Origin of the sequence: Sphingomonas sp. CBMAI 2297, assembly GCF_029870595.1 — a bacterium.
Taxonomy (GTDB): Bacteria; Pseudomonadota; Alphaproteobacteria; order Sphingomonadales; family Sphingomonadaceae; genus Sphingomonas.
Genome location: NZ_JAPDIR010000016.1, coordinates 1 through 17,051, shown reverse-complemented (window position 1 = coordinate 17,051; position 17,051 = coordinate 1). Strand labels below are relative to the sequence as shown.

16 protein-coding genes are annotated in these 17,051 nt (G+C 68.4%); 6 read left to right on the top strand and 10 right to left on the bottom strand.

Annotation, left to right across the window (positions count from 1 at the left end; genetic code table 11):
- Window positions 1-2 precede the first annotated feature (2 nt).
- Window positions 3-2,654 carry an alanine--tRNA ligase gene (gene alaS, locus OMP43_RS18695; protein WP_280281057.1) on the top strand — a complete coding sequence of 884 codons (2,652 nt, stop codon included), beginning with the start codon at window positions 3-5 and terminating at the stop codon, window positions 2,652-2,654.
- Between the two features lie 18 nt (window positions 2,655-2,672).
- Here the strand turns inward: alaS and OMP43_RS18690 are convergent, their stop codons facing one another.
- From OMP43_RS18690 to OMP43_RS18655, 8 genes are all read right to left on the bottom strand, one after another.
- A complete protein-coding gene (locus OMP43_RS18690) occupies window positions 2,673-3,185 on the bottom strand; it encodes a hypothetical protein (protein ID WP_280281056.1) in 513 nt (170 codons plus the stop codon).
- A gap of 2 nt (window positions 3,186-3,187) precedes the next feature.
- Window positions 3,188-3,700, bottom strand: a complete 513-nt coding sequence (locus OMP43_RS18685) for a hypothetical protein (protein WP_280281055.1) — start codon at window positions 3,698-3,700, stop codon at window positions 3,188-3,190.
- A gap of 73 nt (window positions 3,701-3,773) precedes the next feature.
- Window positions 3,774-5,573 (bottom strand): cation:proton antiporter, encoded by a 1,800-nt coding sequence (locus tag OMP43_RS18680; RefSeq protein WP_280281054.1) that lies wholly within the window; start codon window positions 5,571-5,573, stop codon window positions 3,774-3,776.
- A gap of 178 nt (window positions 5,574-5,751) precedes the next feature.
- Window positions 5,752-6,336 carry a hypothetical protein gene (locus OMP43_RS18675; protein WP_280281053.1) on the bottom strand — a complete coding sequence of 195 codons (585 nt, stop codon included), beginning with the start codon at window positions 6,334-6,336 and terminating at the stop codon, window positions 5,752-5,754.
- 13 nt (window positions 6,337-6,349) lie between these two features.
- Window positions 6,350-8,308, bottom strand: coding sequence for a hypothetical protein (locus tag OMP43_RS18670; protein ID WP_280281052.1), 1,959 nt, complete (start codon window positions 8,306-8,308; stop codon window positions 6,350-6,352).
- Window positions 8,309-8,447: 139 nt separating this feature from the next.
- A complete protein-coding gene (locus OMP43_RS18665) occupies window positions 8,448-9,668 on the bottom strand; it encodes an NADP-dependent isocitrate dehydrogenase (protein ID WP_280281051.1) in 1,221 nt (406 codons plus the stop codon).
- 79 nt (window positions 9,669-9,747) lie between these two features.
- Window positions 9,748-10,365: a methyltransferase domain-containing protein gene (locus OMP43_RS18660; RefSeq protein ID WP_280281050.1), complete on the bottom strand. Its 618-nt coding sequence runs from the start codon at window positions 10,363-10,365 to the stop codon at window positions 9,748-9,750.
- A 122-nt stretch (window positions 10,366-10,487) separates the two neighbouring features.
- Window positions 10,488-11,870, bottom strand: coding sequence for a cytochrome P450 (locus tag OMP43_RS18655; RefSeq protein WP_280281049.1), 1,383 nt, complete (start codon window positions 11,868-11,870; stop codon window positions 10,488-10,490).
- Window positions 11,871-11,978: 108 nt separating this feature from the next.
- Between OMP43_RS18655 and OMP43_RS18650 the strand changes: the two genes are divergently transcribed.
- Together OMP43_RS18650 and OMP43_RS18645 are read left to right on the top strand one after the other, a co-directional pair.
- Entirely contained in the window at window positions 11,979-12,707 is a 729-nt protein-coding gene (locus OMP43_RS18650) for a phosphatidylserine decarboxylase (protein ID WP_280281048.1), read from the top strand.
- A gap of 56 nt (window positions 12,708-12,763) precedes the next feature.
- Entirely contained in the window at window positions 12,764-13,546 is a 783-nt protein-coding gene (locus OMP43_RS18645; RefSeq protein WP_280281136.1) for a phosphatidylcholine/phosphatidylserine synthase, read from the top strand.
- Here the strand turns inward: OMP43_RS18645 and OMP43_RS18640 are convergent.
- Both OMP43_RS18640 and OMP43_RS18635 read right to left on the bottom strand, forming a co-directional pair.
- Window positions 13,482-13,700 (bottom strand): hypothetical protein, encoded by a 219-nt coding sequence (locus OMP43_RS18640; protein ID WP_280281047.1) that lies wholly within the window; start codon window positions 13,698-13,700, stop codon window positions 13,482-13,484. The two genes, OMP43_RS18645 and OMP43_RS18640, sit on opposite strands and share 65 nt — an antisense overlap.
- Before the next feature lie 410 nt (window positions 13,701-14,110).
- A complete protein-coding gene (locus tag OMP43_RS18635; protein WP_280281046.1) occupies window positions 14,111-14,356 on the bottom strand; it encodes a hypothetical protein in 246 nt (81 codons plus the stop codon).
- Between the two features lie 224 nt (window positions 14,357-14,580).
- Here OMP43_RS18635 and rpsB point away from each other — a divergent pair, with 224 nt between their 5' ends.
- The 3 genes from rpsB to OMP43_RS18620 form a co-directional block, all read left to right on the top strand.
- A complete protein-coding gene (rpsB, locus tag OMP43_RS18630) occupies window positions 14,581-15,378 on the top strand; it encodes a 30S ribosomal protein S2 (protein ID WP_280281045.1) in 798 nt (265 codons plus the stop codon).
- Between the two features lie 224 nt (window positions 15,379-15,602).
- Window positions 15,603-16,529 (top strand): translation elongation factor Ts, encoded by a 927-nt coding sequence (tsf, locus tag OMP43_RS18625; RefSeq protein ID WP_280281043.1) that lies wholly within the window; start codon window positions 15,603-15,605, stop codon window positions 16,527-16,529.
- Window positions 16,530-16,619: 90 nt separating this feature from the next.
- Window positions 16,620-17,051 (top strand): hypothetical protein (locus OMP43_RS18620; protein ID WP_280281041.1); only part of this gene is annotated, 432 nt, incomplete at its 3' end.

Sequence of the window (17,051 nt, the reverse complement as noted above, 5' to 3'; positions counted from 1 at the left end):
GTATGACGTCCACCAACGATATCCGCCGTTCCTTCCTCGACTATTTCGAGGGCCAGGGTCATGCCCGCGTTCCCAGCGCCCCGCTGGTGCCGCACAACGACCCGACCCTGATGTTCGTGAACGCCGGCATGGTGCCGTTCAAGAATGTGTTCACCGGGCTGGAGAGCCGCCCCTATTCGACCGCGACCAGCTCGCAGAAATGCGTCCGGGCCGGCGGCAAGCACAATGACCTCGACAATGTCGGCTATACCGCGCGCCATCATACCTTCTTCGAAATGCTGGGGAATTTCTCCTTCGGCGATTATTTCAAGGAGCAGGCGATCACCCATGCCTGGACCCTGCTCACCAAGGTGTGGGGCATTTCGCCGGCCAGGCTGACCGCGACCGTCTATCATACCGACGACCAGGCCTTCGAGTTGTGGAAGAAGATCGCCGGCCTGCCCGAGGAGCGGATCATCCGCATCCCGACCAAGGACAATTTCTGGGCGATGGGCTCGGACGGGCCGTGCGGGCCGTGCTCGGAGATCTTCTACGACCATGGCGACCATATCTGGGGCGGCCCGCCGGGATCGCCCGAAGAGGATGGCGACCGCTTCGTCGAGATCTGGAATCTCGTCTTCATGCAGTTCGTGCAGGAGAATGACGAGATCATCGGCGACCTGCCGCGCCCGAGCATCGACACGGGCATGGGTCTGGAGCGCGTCGCCGCCGTCCTCCAGGGCGTGCACGACAATTACGATACCGACACGTTCAGGGCGCTGATCGCCGAATCGGGCGCGCTGACCGGCGCTTCGACCACCGGCGAGAACCAGGCGAGCCATCGCGTGATCGCCGATCACCTGCGCTCCTCGGGCTTCCTGGTGGCGGACGGCGTGCTGCCGGCCAATGAAGGCCGCGGCTATGTGCTGCGCCGGATCATGCGCCGTGCGATGCGCCACGCCCATCTGCTCGGCGCCAAGGATCCGCTGATGCACCGCATGGTGCCGGCGCTGGTCGCCGAGATGGGCGCCGCCTATCCCGAGCTCGTCCGCGCCCAGCCGCTGATCGAGGCGACGCTGCTGCAGGAGGAGACGCGCTTCCGCCAGACGCTGGCGAACGGCCTGCGCCTGCTCGACGAGGCGACGCAGGGCATGGCCGAAGGCGATACGCTGCCGGGCGAGACTGCGTTCAAGCTCTACGACACATATGGCTTCCCCTATGACCTGACCGAGGACGCGCTGCGCGCCAACGCGATCGGCGTGGACCGCGCGGGCTTCGACGCGGCGATGAAGCGCCAGAAGGAAGCCGCGCGCGCCGCCTGGAAGGGCTCGGGCGAAAAGGCTTCGGAAGAGCTGTGGTATGATCTGGCCGACGAACTGGGCGGCACCGAGTTCACCGGCTATGCCGGCACCCAGGGCGAGGGCCAGGTGGTCGCGATCGTCAAGGAAGGCGCCAAGGTCGATCGGGCCGGCGCCGGCGACAGCGTGACGATCCTGACCAACCAGACGCCGTTCTACGCCGAGAGCGGCGGGCAGATGGGCGATGCCGGCGTGATCTGGAACGACAAGGCGAGCGCCGCGGTGGCCGACACGTCCAAGCCGCTCGGCCGCCTGCATGCGCACCATGCCAGGATCGAGAAGGGCGAGATCGCGGTGGGCGATGCCGTCCACCTCACCGTCGATGCCGATCGCCGCGACCGGGTGCGGGCCAACCATTCGGCGACGCACCTGCTGCACGCGGCGCTGCGCAAGCGGCTTGGCGGGCATGTTACCCAGAAGGGCAGCCTGGTGGCGCCGGATCGGCTGCGCTTCGATTTCTCCCACCCGTCGGCGCTCACGCCCGGGGAGATCGCCGACATCGAGGCCGATGTGAACGCGCAGATCCGCCACAACGGCGCGGTCGAGACGCGGCTGATGACGCCCGACGACGCGATCGCCGCGGGCGCGATGGCGCTGTTCGGCGAGAAATATGGCGACGAAGTGCGCGTGCTCTCGATGGGGCTGGGCGAGGATGCGTCCTATTCGGTCGAGCTGTGCGGCGGCACGCACGTCAATGCGACCGGCGACATCGCGATCTTCAAGATCGTTTCGGAGAGCGCGGTCTCCTCGGGCGTGCGGCGCATCGAGGCGCTGACCGGCGAAGGCGCGCGGCTGTGGCTGAACGCACGCGACGAGCGGCTGCGCGAGGCCGCCGCGACGCTCAAGGCCAGCCCGGACGAAGTGCCGGCGCGCGTCGCTGCGCTGGTCGAGGAGCGCCGCAAGCTCGAGCGCGAGCTGGCCGATGCGAAAAAGGCGCTGGCGCTGGGCGGCGGCGGGTCTGCCCAGGCGGCGGGGCCGGAGCAGGTGGCCGGCATCAACTTCATCGGCCAGGTGATCGACGGGCTGGAGCCCAAGGAACTGCGCGGCGCGGTCGATGAGGCCAAGCAGCGCGTCGGCAGCGGCGTGGTCGCGCTGGTCGCGGTCAACGAGGGACGGGCTTCGGTCGCGGTCGGCGTGACGGAGGGCGTGCCGGCCAATGCCGTGGACCTGGTCAAGGTCGCCGTGGCGGTGCTGGGCGGGCAGGGTGGCGGCGGCCGGCCCGACATGGCCCAGGGCGGCGGCCCGGACGGCGACAAGGGCGCTGCGGCGCTCGACGCGGTCAAGGCCGCACTGGCCGAGGCGACCGCGGCGGCCTGAGCCGCCGCGGAGCGCCGTTCACATCCCTGGTGCCCAGCCGTCCTCGGACGAGACCCATAGAGCGCGCTGGTTCATGTCGGCGCGGACAAGGCCGTCGATCGTGATGTCGGACACGATGCCGTCGCCATCGACCTTGTCGCGATAGCAGCGCTTCCTGCCGGCAAGCGGCTGGAGCGCGAGCATCAGCCGCTCGCGGACCGAGCTTTCCACGGCCGGGGCGAGCGGTGCCCCGTCCTTGCTGAGCCGGCCCGACGTGAAGTCGACCGGGCGGACGGTCGAGCAGACGGCGCCGTCCTCGATCCGGCCCGCGGTCTGATATTCGAGCAGGATCGTCGGCTCGGTGGAGACGACGCCGGTGACCACGGCTTCGAAGCGGCCGTCCTCGTGCACCGTGTAGCGCACCATGGTGGCGCAGGTGCGCGCATGCGCGTCCGGGCCGATGCAGCGGATCTTTCCGGCGCGGGCCGGGTCGAGAGCGTCGGCGGCGGGGAGCGGCGCGGCGGCGGCGAGGAGGAGCAGGGTCGCGATCATGGTCACATTCCCAGGCCGTAGCCGTCCTTCTCGCCGACCCAGATGAACTTCTGGCCGAGATCGGGGCGGGCGGCACCATCGATGGTAGTCTCGTTGAGCAGCAGGCCGTCCTCGGCGGGCTTGATCGCGGAGCAGACGGTCTTGCCGTCGAGCGCCGCGACGACCGCGGTGAGCTGGCTCTTCACCGCGGTCGCGGTCGCCGCATCGGCCGGCTTGCCGTTCGCCATCACCGTGCCCGCCTCGAAATCGGCGAGCTTCACCGTCTCGCAGAACTTGCCGTCCGCCACCGTGCCGCGGGTCCGCACCTCCATCGTGATCAGCGGCGAGGGAGCGAGGAACAGGCGAGTGACCGCTTCATAGCTGCTGCCGGCGATCTTGTAGCTGGTGGTGCCGAGGCAGGTCTTCTTCTCCCGATTGGGCACGACGCACTGATACTGGCCGGCGCGGGCGGGCGCGACGGGATCGGCGGTCTGGCCGGCGGCGGCATGCGCGAGGAGCAGCAGGCTGAGGAACATCGTCAATATTCTCCGAACGGGAACAGGTGCCTGAAATGCGCCCGGCCGGCGCGGGCGGCAAGCGCAATCGGCCTCAGGCCGGCGCGTCCGCCTCCTCGCCGCCGCCCTTGTCGACGCGCACCCGGCGGAAGCGCGGCTCGCGATCCATGCCGGCGACTTCCTTGATCTTCTTGCGCATCTCGTCCCGCTTCTCGTGGATCGAGGCGATCACCGGGCCCACGGCGAGCCCGAGATCGACCAGCACCACTTCGGAGAGCTGGAGCGAGCTTTCCAGCGCCTCGGGCACCGCTTCGCTGGCACCGGCGCGATAGAGCTCGGCGGCGTGGCCGGAATCGCGGGCGCGGGCGATGATCGGCAGGTTGGGCACCCAGCCGCGCACTCGCTTGGCAAGGCGCACGGTGAGCACCGGATCGTCCATGGTGAGGACCAGCGCCTTGGCATGGCCGAGGTTGAGCTTGTCGACCAGCTCGGAGCGGGTGACGTCGCCGAACAGCACGTTATAGCCGCCGCGCCGCGCCGCGTTGACATTGTCGATATCGGCGTCGACGCCGATATAGGGCAGGTTGTGGCGGCGCAGCATGTCCGCCACGGTGCGGCCGACCCGGCCGAAGCCGATGATGACGGTGCCGTTCTGCACTTCCTCGAGCGCGGGGTCGGACGCCTCCTCCATCTTCGAGCGCTCGATCAGCTGCGCGACGGCGCTCCCCGCCTTGGCGAGCAGCGGCGTGGCGGTGAGGCCGATCGCGGTGACGGTGGTCCAGAAGGCCGCGGTGCTCGGGCTGATCAGTCCCGCCGCCCCGGCCACGCCAAGCACGATCAGCGTGGTCTCGGAGGGGCTGGCCATCAGCACCCCGGCTTCCGCCGCGGTGCCGGCGCGCGCGCCCGAGAGGCGGAGCAGGCCGGTCGTCACCGCCGCCTTGACCAGCATCACCAGCAGCGAGGCACCGAGCAGCGGCGCCCAGTTGTGGACGATGAAGTCCAGGTCCAGCCGCATGCCCACGGTGATCAGGAACACGCCGAGCGCCAGGCCCTTGAACGGCGCGGTGATCGCTTCGACCTCGCCATGATATTCGGTCTCGGCGATCAGCAGGCCCGCGATCAGCGCGCCGACGATCGGCGAGAGGCCGGCCGCGCTGGTGGCGAGGCTGGCGACGATAACCACCAGCAGGCTGGCGGCGAGGAACAGCTCGGGGCTCTTGGTGCGCGCCGCCTGGGCGAACATGCGCGGCAGCAGCATGCGCCCGCCGACGAACAGGATCGCGACCGTGGCGAGGCCGAAGCCGAGCGTCACGGCGAGCTTGATCCAGCCGGCTTCGCCGCCCGCCGCGGGGGCGAGCGCGCCGAGCAGGAAGATGATCGGGACGAGCGCGAGATCCTCGAACAGCAGCATCGCGAAGGCGGCGCGGCCGACCGCGCTGGTGGTGCCGGCGATCGGCAGCACGATCGCGGTGGAGGACAGCGCCAGCGCCAGGCCGAGCCCGATCGCGCCGCCGGTGCTGAGCCCGGTGAGATAGAGGACGGCGGCGAGGATGAGCCCGGCGCCGAGCAGCTCGGTCGCGCCCACGCCGAAGACGAGGGTGCGCATCGACCATAATCGCTTGAACGACAGCTCGAGGCCGATCGAGAACAGCAGCAGGATGATGCCGAACTCGGCGAACGGCTCGATCGCATGCGCGTCCGAGATGGTGATGTGATAGAGCCAGGGATTGGTGGGCACGAGGCTGCCCAGGCCGAACGGGCCGACCAGCGCGCCGACCAGGATGAACCCGATCACCGGACTGATCCGGACGCGCGCGAAGGCGGGGATGACCAGCCCGGCGGCGCCGAGGATCACCAGCGTGTCGCTGAGGCCGCTATTGCCGAGGTTCAGCATGGAGCGGGGGCTCCGCCGGCCTTCGCGAATCCCGCGCCTGGGCGGCAACGAGAATCGGCTCGAACCGGAGCCGATTTCGCCGGGATATGCGTGCTGGGGGAGATTCTGACCATGCGGCAAAGGGCAGCATGGCGGGTCCCATATTGCAAGGCTCGAAGCGCCGGGAATCGCGCCATAATCAGGGATTGGCCGCGATCAGCTTCTCCAGATAGGTCCGCGGCGTGTCGACTGCGCTTCGTGCCGGAACCCGGAGCCCCGCCGGCGCGAGCGCGTCGGCGACGCGGACGGCGAAATCGATACAGTCATTCCCATTGAGCGAATAGCGCTCGAGCGCCGCCGCCGTCTCGTTCGAAAAGCCGAGCGCGGTCAGGGTCGGACGCGCGGCCGCGACCGCGCGATCATAGGCTGCCCGGTCCACCTTCAGGTTCAGGCAGGCCTGTTTGAGATGGGTGTAGCGCTCCTCCATCTGCGCACCGGCCACCGGCCTTCCCCCGAAATAGGTGAAGGCGGCGCCGGCAGGGCTCGTGCCGGCGGCGACAGTGTGCCCGACCGCGCGGAAGCTGCGTCCGCCGCCGGGGCGCGTGGCGGAGAAAGTGACGAAGCTGTGGCCCGGGAACCCGAAGGCATCCGGGCTGGGGCGCACGCAGAAGCCGATCTCGGCCTCGCCGCTCGCACTGCTCATCGTGCGAAGGTCCTTGTCGCGCGCCAGGGCCGGCGTCGTGAACAACACCAATCCCAGAAGCAGGCCGATCGACTTGCGCATCATGTCCTCCATTTCAGCACCAGGGCAGGCAGATCCTCTTGCCGCCGATCCGGACCTTCGGCGCCCGGAGCAGCTGGCTCGGCCTGTTGAACACCGAATTGGGCCCGCCGAAGATCTGCCCGGGATTGCGCACGAAAGAGTTCGAACCGCCAAAGATCTGCCCGGGATTGCGGACGAAGCTGTTGTCGCCGCCCCAGATCTGCCCGGGGTTGTTGATCAGCGAGTTCGGCCCGCCGGCGATCTGGCCCATGGTCCGGCGCACCCAGCCATTCTTCCCCACAAGGTCGTTGGAATCGCCGAAACAGCCCTTGCCGCCGACTCCGTCGCTCAGGCACTTGGTCAATTCGCGCAAGGTCAGGCGCGAGGCGATGCAGCCGGCCGCCGCATAGGGCTGGCCGCCGGTTCCGACCACGCACTGCACGGCGATCTGCTGCTCGGGGTTGAGCTGGAGATTGAACATGTTCGCGGCGGCGCAACCGAGCATCACGCTGCCGTCGCCGCCCGATTCCGCGGCGCAGCGCAGGGCGATCTGCTGCTCGCGGCTCAGATTCTTGCCGAACAGCGTCTCGGCCGCGCATCCCGCGAACCTGCCCTTGTCGCCATTGGCGCTGGCCGCGCACCCCAGCACGGCCCGCTCGCGCTCGCCCAGTCCGTTGGCCAGATATGCCGATCCCGCACAGGTCGCGAAGCTAGCCGAGTCCCCGTTGCTGCGCATGGCGCAGCGGGCGACGATACGCTGATCTTCGGACATCGAGATGCCGGCATTCGGCGCCGCGCAGGTGGCGAAGCTGGTCACGTCACTCGCGCCGACCGCGCAATCGAGCACCGCTTGCTGCTGGCGCGACAGGAAGCGCGGCGCCGCGCAAGCGACGAACGCCTCGCTATTGGCGCCCGACGATGCCGCGCAGGCGAGCACCGCCTGTTCGTTCGGGCCGAGCGCCCCCGCCGCGAACTGGCCGCCGGCGCAGGCGGCGAACCGCTGCGCGTCGCCCCTGGTCCGGAAGGCGCAATCGGCGAGGATCTTCTGATCCTCGGAAACGCGGATGCCCAGCTGCGGCGCCGCGCATTTGCCGAAAGCCGTCACATCGCTGCTGGATACCGCGCAATCCAGCACCGCCTGCTCGTTCTGCGGCAGGATGACCTGCTGGCCCACGCAACCGGCAAAGGCGCCGACGTCGAGCGCGACGCGCTGCGCGCAGGCAGCTGCCAGCGCCTGCGGCGTGTTCAGTCCGCCGGGAAGGCCGAACGTGCCGGCGCCGGGGATTGGCGTCATGCCCAGCTGATCGAGGCCGACCTGCCCGACCATCGGGCACGGCATCATGCCGAACGGCCCGTTGCAGTTCGGCCCGGCTATCCCGCTCCCTCCCACCGCCTGGACCTGGCGGAGATTGAACGGATTCATCGGCATCGATGCAGTCGCCTGCATGAGATAGAGGCGAACCGCCTCGCATGGTCCGGGACCGAGCGGACCCGCGCAGATCGGGCCGACACCGGGCACGTTGCCGATCACCTGCAGCTGGATCTGCTGCTGCGCCAGTTCCTGCATCGCGATCCAGCGGGCGACGGCGACGCACGGCCCCGGGCCGAGCGGGCCGGCGCAGATCTGGCCCTGGATGGGGTCGAAACCCGTGCGCATGAGCTGGGGGAAGATCTGCGTCGCGCGCATCTCTATCGGAATCTGGCGCTGCACGATTTCGCAGGGTGCGGCGCCGAGGCCGGGAAGGCCCGCGCAGATCGGGCCGAGATTGGGATCGATCCCGATTTGCGTGAGGGGCGGCAGCGCCACGGGCGGCCCGGGAAACGGCACCGAACCCGGAAAGGGCGCCGGCGCGGGCAGCGGTCCCGGCGAGGGGAAGGGCTGCGGAAAGGGCGCTGGCTGGAATGGGCCCGGAAAGGGCTGCGCGGCGGCAGGCAGGGCCGCGGCGACGAGCAGCGTGAGCGCTGCCGCCAACTGGCGCAACGAACTGAGCATGATTTCCCCCCTCGATCATCCTCTTGATCGGGAGGGATGGTAGATTCATCTCAAGGGCGGTGACAATCGCTCATTTGCACCGAGATGAAGGTTAACCTTCCGGCCTCCGGCACCCGGGGGTGCCGGAGGTGGATATGCCTTACGCCCAGGCGGCCATCTTCGCTTCGAGATTCTCGCGGATCGCCTCGAAGAACTGCTCGGTGGTCATCCAGGGCTGGTCCGGGCCGATCAGGATGGCGAGATCCTTGGTCATCTTGCCGCTCTCGACGGTCTCGATGCAGACCTGCTCCAGCGTCTCGGCAAACTTGGTGACGTCCGGCGTGTTGTCGAACTTGCCGCGGAACGACAGGCCCTGCGTCCAGGCGAAGATCGACGCGATCGGGTTGGTCGAGGTCGCCTTGCCCTGCTGGTGCATGCGATAGTGGCGGGTGACGGTGCCGTGCGCCGCCTCCGCCTCGATCGTCTTGCCGTCCGGCGACATGAGGACCGAGGTCATCAGGCCGAGCGAGCCGAAGCCCTGGGCCACGGTGTCCGACTGGACGTCGCCGTCATAATTCTTGCAGGCCCAGACGAACTTGCCCGACCACTTCAGCGCCGAGGCGACCATGTCGTCGATCAGGCGGTGCTCGTAGACGATGCCGGCATCCTTGAACTTCTGCGCGAACTCGGCGTCGAAGGTCTCCTGGAACAGGTCCTTGAAGCGGCCGTCATAGGCCTTGAGGATCGTGTTCTTGGTCGAGAGGTAGAGCGGCCAGCCGCGGTCGAGCGCATAGTTCATGCTCGCCTTGGCGAAGTCGCGGATCGACTCGTCGAGATTGTACATGCCCATGGCGACGCCGGCGGCGGGGAAGTCGAACACTTCATATTCGAGCTCGTCGCCATTGGTGCCGACCCACTTCATCGTGAGCTTGCCGGCGCCGGGCACCTTGAAGTCGGTCGCGCGATACTGGTCGCCGAAGGCGTGACGGCCGACGACGATCGGGTCGGTCCAGCCCGGAACCAGGCGGGGAACGTTCTTGATCACGATCGGCTCGCGGAACACGACGCCGCCCAGGATGTTGCGGATCGTGCCGTTCGGCGACTTCCACATCTTCTTGAGGCTGAATTCCTCGACACGGGCCTCGTCCGGCGTGATCGTGGCGCACTTCACGCCGACGCCGTACTGCTGGATCGCCTTGGCCGAATCGATGGTGACCTGGTCGTCGGTCGCGTCGCGGTTCTCGATCGAGAGGTCGTAGTATTTCAGCTCGACGTCGAGATAGGGGAGGATCAGGCGCTCGCGGATCCACTGCCAGATGATCCGCGTCATTTCGTCGCCGTCGATCTCCACGACGGGCGTTGCAACCTTGATCTTCGCCATTGCTCGCTTGTCCTTTTAAGGGGGTTTGGCGAGCGTCTAGGAGGATGGGGCGGGGGGATCAAGCACCCCGCGCCGGCCGTCAGTCGTTCCAGGCCCACCAGAGCTGCGCGGGCGGGATGTTGATCCACTCCATCGCATGATCGATGTGCGACCAGTGCGGCGTGAGGAAGTTCTTCACGCGTGGATTATACTGGTAGACGAGGAAGGCGCCGCCCTTGCGGATCACTTCGCGCGTCGCCTTGGCGATCGCGTCGCCCACGCCGGGGGGCAGGGTGGAGAAGGGCAGGCCCGAGGCGATATAGTCGGCATGCGCGAAGCCGTGATCGGCGATGATCTGCTTCACGTCCGCGGCCGAGCCCTGCACCGCGATCAGGCGCGGATCGGTGATGCTCTGCTTCAGATAGCGGATGAAATCGGGATTGGTGTCGATCACGATCAGCTTCGCGTCCGGCGCGAGCCGCTCGAGGATCGGCCGGGTGAAGGTGCCGACGCCGGGGCCGTACTCGACGAACAGCTTCGTGTTCTCCCAGTCCACCGGCGCGAGCATCTTGTTGATCGTGAAGCGCGACGAGGGCGCGACGGCGCCGACCATCACCGGGCGCTTCAGGAAGCCGCGGAAGAACATGCCCCAGGGCGACGGCGTGCCGGCGGGGCGGCGGTGACGCGTGCGGGCCTTGGCGGCAGTGGAAGCGGGCATGGGCGACCTTATTACAACTTGGAGACAGTCGCGGCATTTGGGCAATTCGAACGAACATGCAAGCGGCACGGTTGCATTTCGCCGCATCCGGGCAGCTGAACTGTGGGCAAATCGGGCGGCGCTCAGGGAAATGCGACGCGCATCGGCAGTCCGCCACCCGGCCGGATGCTCGTGCCGGCGACGGGAAAAAGCGCCGACAGGGGCGTGAAGCGCGCGGCGCGGACGAGCGTGGCGAGGGTGACGACCAGCTCGGTCATCGCGAACGCAGCGCCCAGGCATATGCGCGGGCCCGCGCCGAAAGGCATGTAGAGATGCCGGTCGGGCACCGGCATGCCGGGGGCGAAGCGATCGGGGTCGAAGGCGTCGGGGTCGTGCCAGTGGCGGCGATGGCGGTGGAGCGCATAGACGGCGATCAGGATGCGCGTGCCGGCGCGGATCCGGCGGCCGTCGATCTCGGTATCGCGCATGGCGACGCGGGTGAGCTGATAGCCGGGGGGATAGAGGCGGAGCGTCTCCTGGATCACCTGGCGAGTGAAGACCAGGCTCTCGAGATGGCCGGCGTCGACAGGGGCGCCGCCGGTGACCGTCTCGACCTCGACGCGCAGGCGCCCGGCCGTTGGCGGGTGCGCGGCGGCGAGCCACAGCGCCCAGCCGAGCGCGACGGCGCTGGTCTCGTGGCCGGCGAGGATGAAGCCGAGCAGATTGTCGCGCAGCAGCCCGTCGTCCATCGGGCGGCCGGTCTCCGGATCGGTGGCGTCGAGCAGCAGGTCGACCAGGTCGCCGCGCGGCGGCGCGGCGCGGCGGCGGGCGATCATCCGGTCGACATCCGCGCGGAGCTGCGCGGCTTCGGGCGCGGGCTTGTTCAGCTTGCCGCGATGTGCCCGGTCCGGGAGGAGGAGGTAGCTGAGCCGCCGATATTCGAGCTGACCGAGAAAGGCGCCGACGCGGGCCTCCGTCTCGGCGCGTTCGAAATCCTCCCCGCCCGAAAGGACGGTGTCGAGGATCACGTCGAAGGCGATTCGGCCGGTTTCGGCGGCGATGTCGATCGGCTGGGCGGCGTGGCGCCAGCGCAGAAGCGCGGCCTCGGCGGCGGTGCGCATGCGCGGGGCGAGGGCCGCCATCTGGGCGGCACGGAACGCCGGCGCGGCGGCGCGGCGCTGCCAGCGCCACTCGGCGCCCTCGACGGCGACCAGCCCCTCGCCCCAGGCGGGGTGCATCACCCGGCGCCACAGATCGCCGTGGCGGAAATCCTCGGCCCGCTCGCCCATGGCGGCGCGGACGGCGGCTGGATCGGTGAGGAACACGGGCGCGCCGGGGAAGGGCGGGCGCCAGCTCGTGCCCTCGAACAGCACAGGCGGCCAGGCCGCGATCGGATTGCGCATGGCGGTGCCCAGGATCCGCCAGGGCAGCACGCTGGCCAGGGGCTCGGGACGGGGCGGATGGAACGCGGCCGGGCCGCCGTCTCCGGCTTCGGCAAAGGCTCGAATCGCGCCGTCCGTCAGCATCGCGCATCCTCCAAGGCGATGCCGGTTCCCTACGCCGCGAGTGTCCCGCGGGAAAGAGGCGGCGTCGCCTGCGTTGTGTTGGCCGCGACACGCGGCTAGAGGCTTCCAATGGCATCTATGGACAAGCCCCCGCTGGGGACCTCGACGGTGAAGTGGCGTTTCCCGGACATTCACCCCGAGGGGCGCAAATATGTGGCCATCGCCGCCGCGATCGCCCTGGCGAGCCTGTTCATCTTCGACTTCATCACCTGGCCGCTGGTGTTTCTCGCCTTTGGCGTCGCGGCATTCTTCCGCGATCCGATCCGCGTGACGCCACAGGGGGAAGGGATGCTGATCGCCCCGGCGGACGGGCTGGTGACGATGATCCAGCCGGTGGAGCTGCCTCCGGAACTGCGCGGGCCCCAGGCGCTGGGCGACGCGCCGATGGTGCGCGTCTCGATCTTCATGAGCGTGTTCGACGTCCATGTGAACCGCACGCCGATCACCGGCACGATCCGGCACGTGATCTATATCTCGGGCCGCTTCCTCAACGCCGATCTCGACAAGGCGAGCGAGGAGAATGAGCGCCAGCACTTCATCGTCGAGGACAAGCACGGCCTGCGCATCGGTTTCACCCAGATCGCCGGCCTGGTCGCGCGGCGGATCGTCAGCTTCACCAAGCCGGGCGACATGGTCGTCGCGGGCCAGCGCGTCGGCCTGATCCGCTTCGGCAGCCGCGTCGACGTGTTCCTGCCCGCGGACTATGTCGCGCAGGTCACGCTCGGCCAGCGCACGATCGCGGGCGAGACGATCATCGCCAGGAAGGGAGCCGCCGCCGTCAGCGGCATCTCGCAGTGAGCGAGCGGCGCGAGGAGCGCGCGCTCCGGCCCCGCCGAATGCGGCGCATGCGGCGGATGCGCCCGGTGCGCGGGATACCGCTGCGCGCCATCGCGCCCAACGCCATCACCGCCCTCGCATTATGTTCGGGATTGACCGCGATACGGTTCGCGATCGACGCGAAATGGGAATTGGCTGTCCTGATGGTGCTCATTGCCGGGCTGCTCGACGGCGTGGACGGCAAGGTCGCCCGGATGGTGCGCGGCGAAAGCCGGTTCGGCGCCGAGCTGGACAGCCTGTCGGACGCGATCTCGTTCGGCGTCGCGCCCGCGCTGATCCTCTATCTGTGGTCGTTGCAGGCCCTGGGCCGGTTCGGCTGGATGATCGCCCTGATCCATGCATTGTTCTGCGCGCTGCGCCTCGCCCGGTTCAACGCCCAGATCGACGCCGAGGACCAGCCGCACAAGTCCGCCGGCTTCCTCACCGGCGTGCCCGCGCCCGCGGCCGCCGTGCTTGCGCTGCTGCCGCTCTATCTGTGGCTGTTCACCGAGGAGCCGCACCTGCGCTCGCCGATCGTCGTCGCGCCGTGGAGCGCGTTCGTCGCGGTGCTGATGATCTCCAGCGTCGCCACCTTCGCGCCGCACGTCCGGCTGAAGCAGCGCATCCGCTTCGAGGCGATCGCCGTGCTGGTGGTGCTGGTCGCGGCGCTGGTGGCCGCGCCCTGGCCGACGCTGGCGGTGATCGCGATCCTGTACCTCGCGTCGATCCCGCTCAGCATGCGCGGCTATCGCCGGATCAGGCAGCTGCGCGCAGCGGGAACGCAGCGGAGCGCCGGGCCGGAGCCGAGTAGCGAACGGTAACGCGGGCCGGCGCCGGCTCGGGCAAGGGCGCCGCGAGCGCGCGGCTGGTCAGTTCCCGCATGCGGGGAAGCGCGGCGGCGATCGATGAGAAGATCGTCCAGCCGGCGACGGCGAAGGCAGCGGCGAACAGCAGAACGCTAAGCAGTGCAGTCATCACTTGGCTCCCAAAACGCGCCTTGCCCGGCAAGAACCCTGCGATTCCAACCCCTTGGCGCCCGCCGACGTTCCGTGTCCGCGTTGTGAGCCCTTTATGTTCCGCTAACGTTCCGGTGTCAAGCGGATGTTCCTTGCATGTTCCAGGTTGGCCGGAGCGGCACGAAGCGTGCCGCCAAGCCGATCGCTTCGGCTGGGCGTTTCTTTCCATCGAGCCTCTAGGACGGATCGATATTTGAGGGGGGGGGCTTTCCCGTTCCCCGACGAAGGCTGGGGCCTAGTCTCGGCGCATCTGGCCAGACACGAGAACCTTTCGAACGACGCCGCGACCGGGCTCCGGCCTTCGCCGGGGAACGGCCTTTTCTCCGTCGGCGAGGTGCGCTCGATACAGGTCCTGAATGTCGATCCGTTCTAGGCGTTATCGTCCATCCATCTCTGGCAATCAGCGACGGTCACGCGCACCATCGGAGTGGCGTTTGCATCAAACATACCGTCATCATATTTCCGGCTGGCCATGGGCAGGATAACCCCCCAGCCAAAATCGTCGATCGCTTCCTGTGACGCGGAAATGATGACCGCGGTACCGTTCCGATCAACCGCGCGGGTGTTTATACCCGTTAGCGTGACGGTCGGCGGCCCTATGTCCTCAAGCGGCATATCGCCTCCATGCTTTCCGCCAAGCATATCGGGAGACAGGCCGGAAAGCGACAGTGGGTGGCTTAGAATTCAAACTGAGGCGCTATCCGTCCATCGCGTGCTTGCGCCGCCTTCCGCTTTCGAGTAAGCGCGCCGCTCTCAACCCGCATGGGAAGCATCATAAACCGGTGTCGCGTTTCGCGATCACTCGCTTCCCAGAGGCTCAACCGGAAGGAGTTATCCCTATGGCGGCACCCGTCGTCACCCTGCAGCAGCTGCTCGAATCGGGCGCGCACTTCGGTCACCAGACCCATCGCTGGAACCCGAAGATGAAGCCCTACATCTTCGGCGAGCGCAACGGCGTTCACATCATCGACCTCTCGCAGACCGTGCCGCTCTTCGCGCGCGCGCTGGAGTTCGTGAACTCGACCGTCGCCGCCGGCGGCAAGGTCCTCTTCGTCGGCACCAAGCGCCAGGCGCAGGAGCCGATCGCCGAGGCCGCGCGCCGCGCGAACCAGCATTTCGTCAACCATCGCTGGCTGGGCGGCATGCTCACCAACTGGAAGACCATCTCGCAGTCGATCAAGCGCCTCAAGACGCTCGAGGAGCAGCTTTCGGGCGACACGCACGGCCTGACCAAGAAGGAAGTGCTGCAGCTCACCCGCGAGCGCGACAAGCTCGAGCTCTCGCTCGGCGGCATCCGCGACATGGGCGGCCTGCCCGACGTGATGTTCGTGATCGACGCGAACAAGGAAGAGCTGGCGATCAAGGAAGCCAACACGCTCGGCATCCCCGTCGTCGCGATCCTCGATTCGAACGTCTCGCCGGACGGCATCGCGTTCCCGGTTCCGGCGAACGACGACGCCTCGCGCGCCATCCGCCTGTACTGCGAGGCGATCGCCATCGCGGCGACCCGCGGCAACCAGGACCGCCAGGCGAGCTTCGGCGTCGACCTGGGCGCGCAGGACGAAGCACCGGTCGAGCCGGCGCTGACCGAGGCTTCGGAGCAGGCCGTCGAGGGCGAGCGCCAGATCGACGCCTGACTTGCAAGTGATTGTCTCCGAACTGACATAGGCGCGCACTAGGCGCCCGGTCAGTTCGGAACGACGCCTTATCCCCCGTTCGCCTCCGGAGCCGGTCCGGGGTCGTCGAAGCCCCGCCCTTTTTCCGGAGCGGCAAGCGAGACGGCCCTTCGACAAGCACGGGACGAACGGGGTTTTGACATACCGGCGGGGCAAGCGCCCGCCGCAACCAAGAGGAAAGAAACATGGCCGAGATCACCGCTGCTGCCGTGAAGGAGCTCCGCGAAAAGAGCGGCGCCGGCATGATGGACTGCAAGAAGGCGCTGACCGAAACCAATGGCGACCTCGAAGCCGCCAGCGACTGGCTGCGCTCGAAGGGCCTGGCCGCCGCCGCCAAGAAGTCGAGCCGCACCGCGGCCGAGGGCCTGGTCGGCGTTGCCGTCGCCGGCACCAAGGGCGTGGCCGTCGAAGTCAATTCGCAGACCGATTTCGTCGCCAAGAACGAGATCTTCCAGAACTTCGTCCGTGACGTGACTTCGGTCGCGATCGAGCTGGGCGACGATATCGACGTGATCAAGGCGGCGCCGCTGCCGGGCGGCACCGTCGAAGAGGTGCTGACCAACAACATCTCGACGATCGGCGAGAACCAGGTCCTGCGCCGCGCGAAGCTGGTGCAGGTGTCGCAGGGCGCGGTGATCCCGTACGTCCACAATGCCGCGGCTCCGGGCCTGGGCAAGATCGGCGTGCTCGTCGCGCTCGAGAGCGATGCGGGCGTCGACGTGCTCGAGCCGCTCGGCAAGCAGGTCGCGATGCACATCGCGGCGGCTTTCCCGCTGGCACTCGACGAGACCGGCCTCGATCAGGAAACGCTGGAGCGCGAGCGCGCGATCGCCAAGGAGAAGGCGGCCGAGAGCGGCAAGCCGGCCGACATCATCGACAAGATGGTCGAAGGCGCGGTGAAGAAGTTCGCCAAGGAGAACGCGCTGCTCAGCCAGCTGTTCGTGATGGACGGCAAGACCCCGATCTCGGACGTCATCGCCAAGGCCGGCAAGGACGCGGGCGCGTCGATCGTGCTCAAGGACTATGTCCGCTTCCAGCTCGGCGAAGGCATCGAGAAGGAAGAGAGCGACTTCGCGGCCGAGGTGGCCGCGACGGCGGGCCTCACCAAGTAAGGTCTTCCCGGACCTGAATGCGCGGGCGCGGCATCCCCGGGGTGCCGCGCCCGTTTGCGTTCGGGGGATGCATGGTGCAGCTTCGCGCGGATGCGGGGGTTCGGGATCAAGGCGCGGATCGGGCTGATCGGGGTGATCGTCCTGATCCTGCTCGGCTATGGCTGGTGGTTCCTGGCGCCGCGCGGGGCGGCGGTTCCCGATGCCGAGATCGAGATCACCGGCGCCTCGGTCGATCTTGCCCCCGGGCCCGGGGCGCTCGCGAAGCTGCCGCTGTTCGATCCGGCAACCGGCAAATGGATCGTCGACGGCAAGGCCCATGCTTCCGCCATCGGGCTGGTGCCGCCGCCGGCCGGGCCCCGGGGGCCGGACGATATCGGCCGGTACCTGACGGCAAGCCTGCCGGAAGGGGCGGGCAAGCGCGAGATGCAGGCGGCGATGCGCGCGCTGGCGCCCGAGGGGATATGCCAGGTCGCGCTGCTCGTCCCCGGCATGGAATCCGCCCCGGTCATCCGGATCCGGCGC

Bases quoted from the DNA above. Each gene is read 5' to 3' on its own strand.
- alaS (WP_280281057.1), top strand. From the start codon at position 3: ATGACGTCCACCAACGATATCCGCCGTTCCTTCCTCGACTATTTCGAG.
- OMP43_RS18690 (WP_280281056.1), bottom strand. From the start codon at position 3,185: ATGATCGCGACCCTGCTCCTCCTCGCCGCCGCCGCGCCGCTCCCCGCC.
- OMP43_RS18685 (WP_280281055.1), bottom strand. From the start codon at position 3,700: ATGTTCCTCAGCCTGCTGCTCCTCGCGCATGCCGCCGCCGGCCAGACC.
- OMP43_RS18680 (WP_280281054.1), bottom strand. From the start codon at position 5,573: ATGCTGAACCTCGGCAATAGCGGCCTCAGCGACACGCTGGTGATCCTC.
- OMP43_RS18675 (WP_280281053.1), bottom strand. From the start codon at position 6,336: ATGCGCAAGTCGATCGGCCTGCTTCTGGGATTGGTGTTGTTCACGACG.
- OMP43_RS18670 (WP_280281052.1), bottom strand. From the start codon at position 8,308: ATGCTCAGTTCGTTGCGCCAGTTGGCGGCAGCGCTCACGCTGCTCGTC.
- OMP43_RS18665 (WP_280281051.1), bottom strand. From the start codon at position 9,668: ATGGCGAAGATCAAGGTTGCAACGCCCGTCGTGGAGATCGACGGCGAC.
- OMP43_RS18660 (WP_280281050.1), bottom strand. From the start codon at position 10,365: ATGCCCGCTTCCACTGCCGCCAAGGCCCGCACGCGTCACCGCCGCCCC.
- OMP43_RS18655 (WP_280281049.1), bottom strand. From the start codon at position 11,870: ATGCTGACGGACGGCGCGATTCGAGCCTTTGCCGAAGCCGGAGACGGC.
- OMP43_RS18650 (WP_280281048.1), top strand. From the start codon at position 11,979: ATGGCATCTATGGACAAGCCCCCGCTGGGGACCTCGACGGTGAAGTGG.
- OMP43_RS18645 (WP_280281136.1), top strand. From the start codon at position 12,764: ATGCGCCCGGTGCGCGGGATACCGCTGCGCGCCATCGCGCCCAACGCC.
- OMP43_RS18640 (WP_280281047.1), bottom strand. From the start codon at position 13,700: ATGACTGCACTGCTTAGCGTTCTGCTGTTCGCCGCTGCCTTCGCCGTC.
- OMP43_RS18635 (WP_280281046.1), bottom strand. From the start codon at position 14,356: ATGCCGCTTGAGGACATAGGGCCGCCGACCGTCACGCTAACGGGTATA.
- rpsB (WP_280281045.1), top strand. From the start codon at position 14,581: ATGGCGGCACCCGTCGTCACCCTGCAGCAGCTGCTCGAATCGGGCGCG.
- tsf (WP_280281043.1), top strand. From the start codon at position 15,603: ATGGCCGAGATCACCGCTGCTGCCGTGAAGGAGCTCCGCGAAAAGAGC.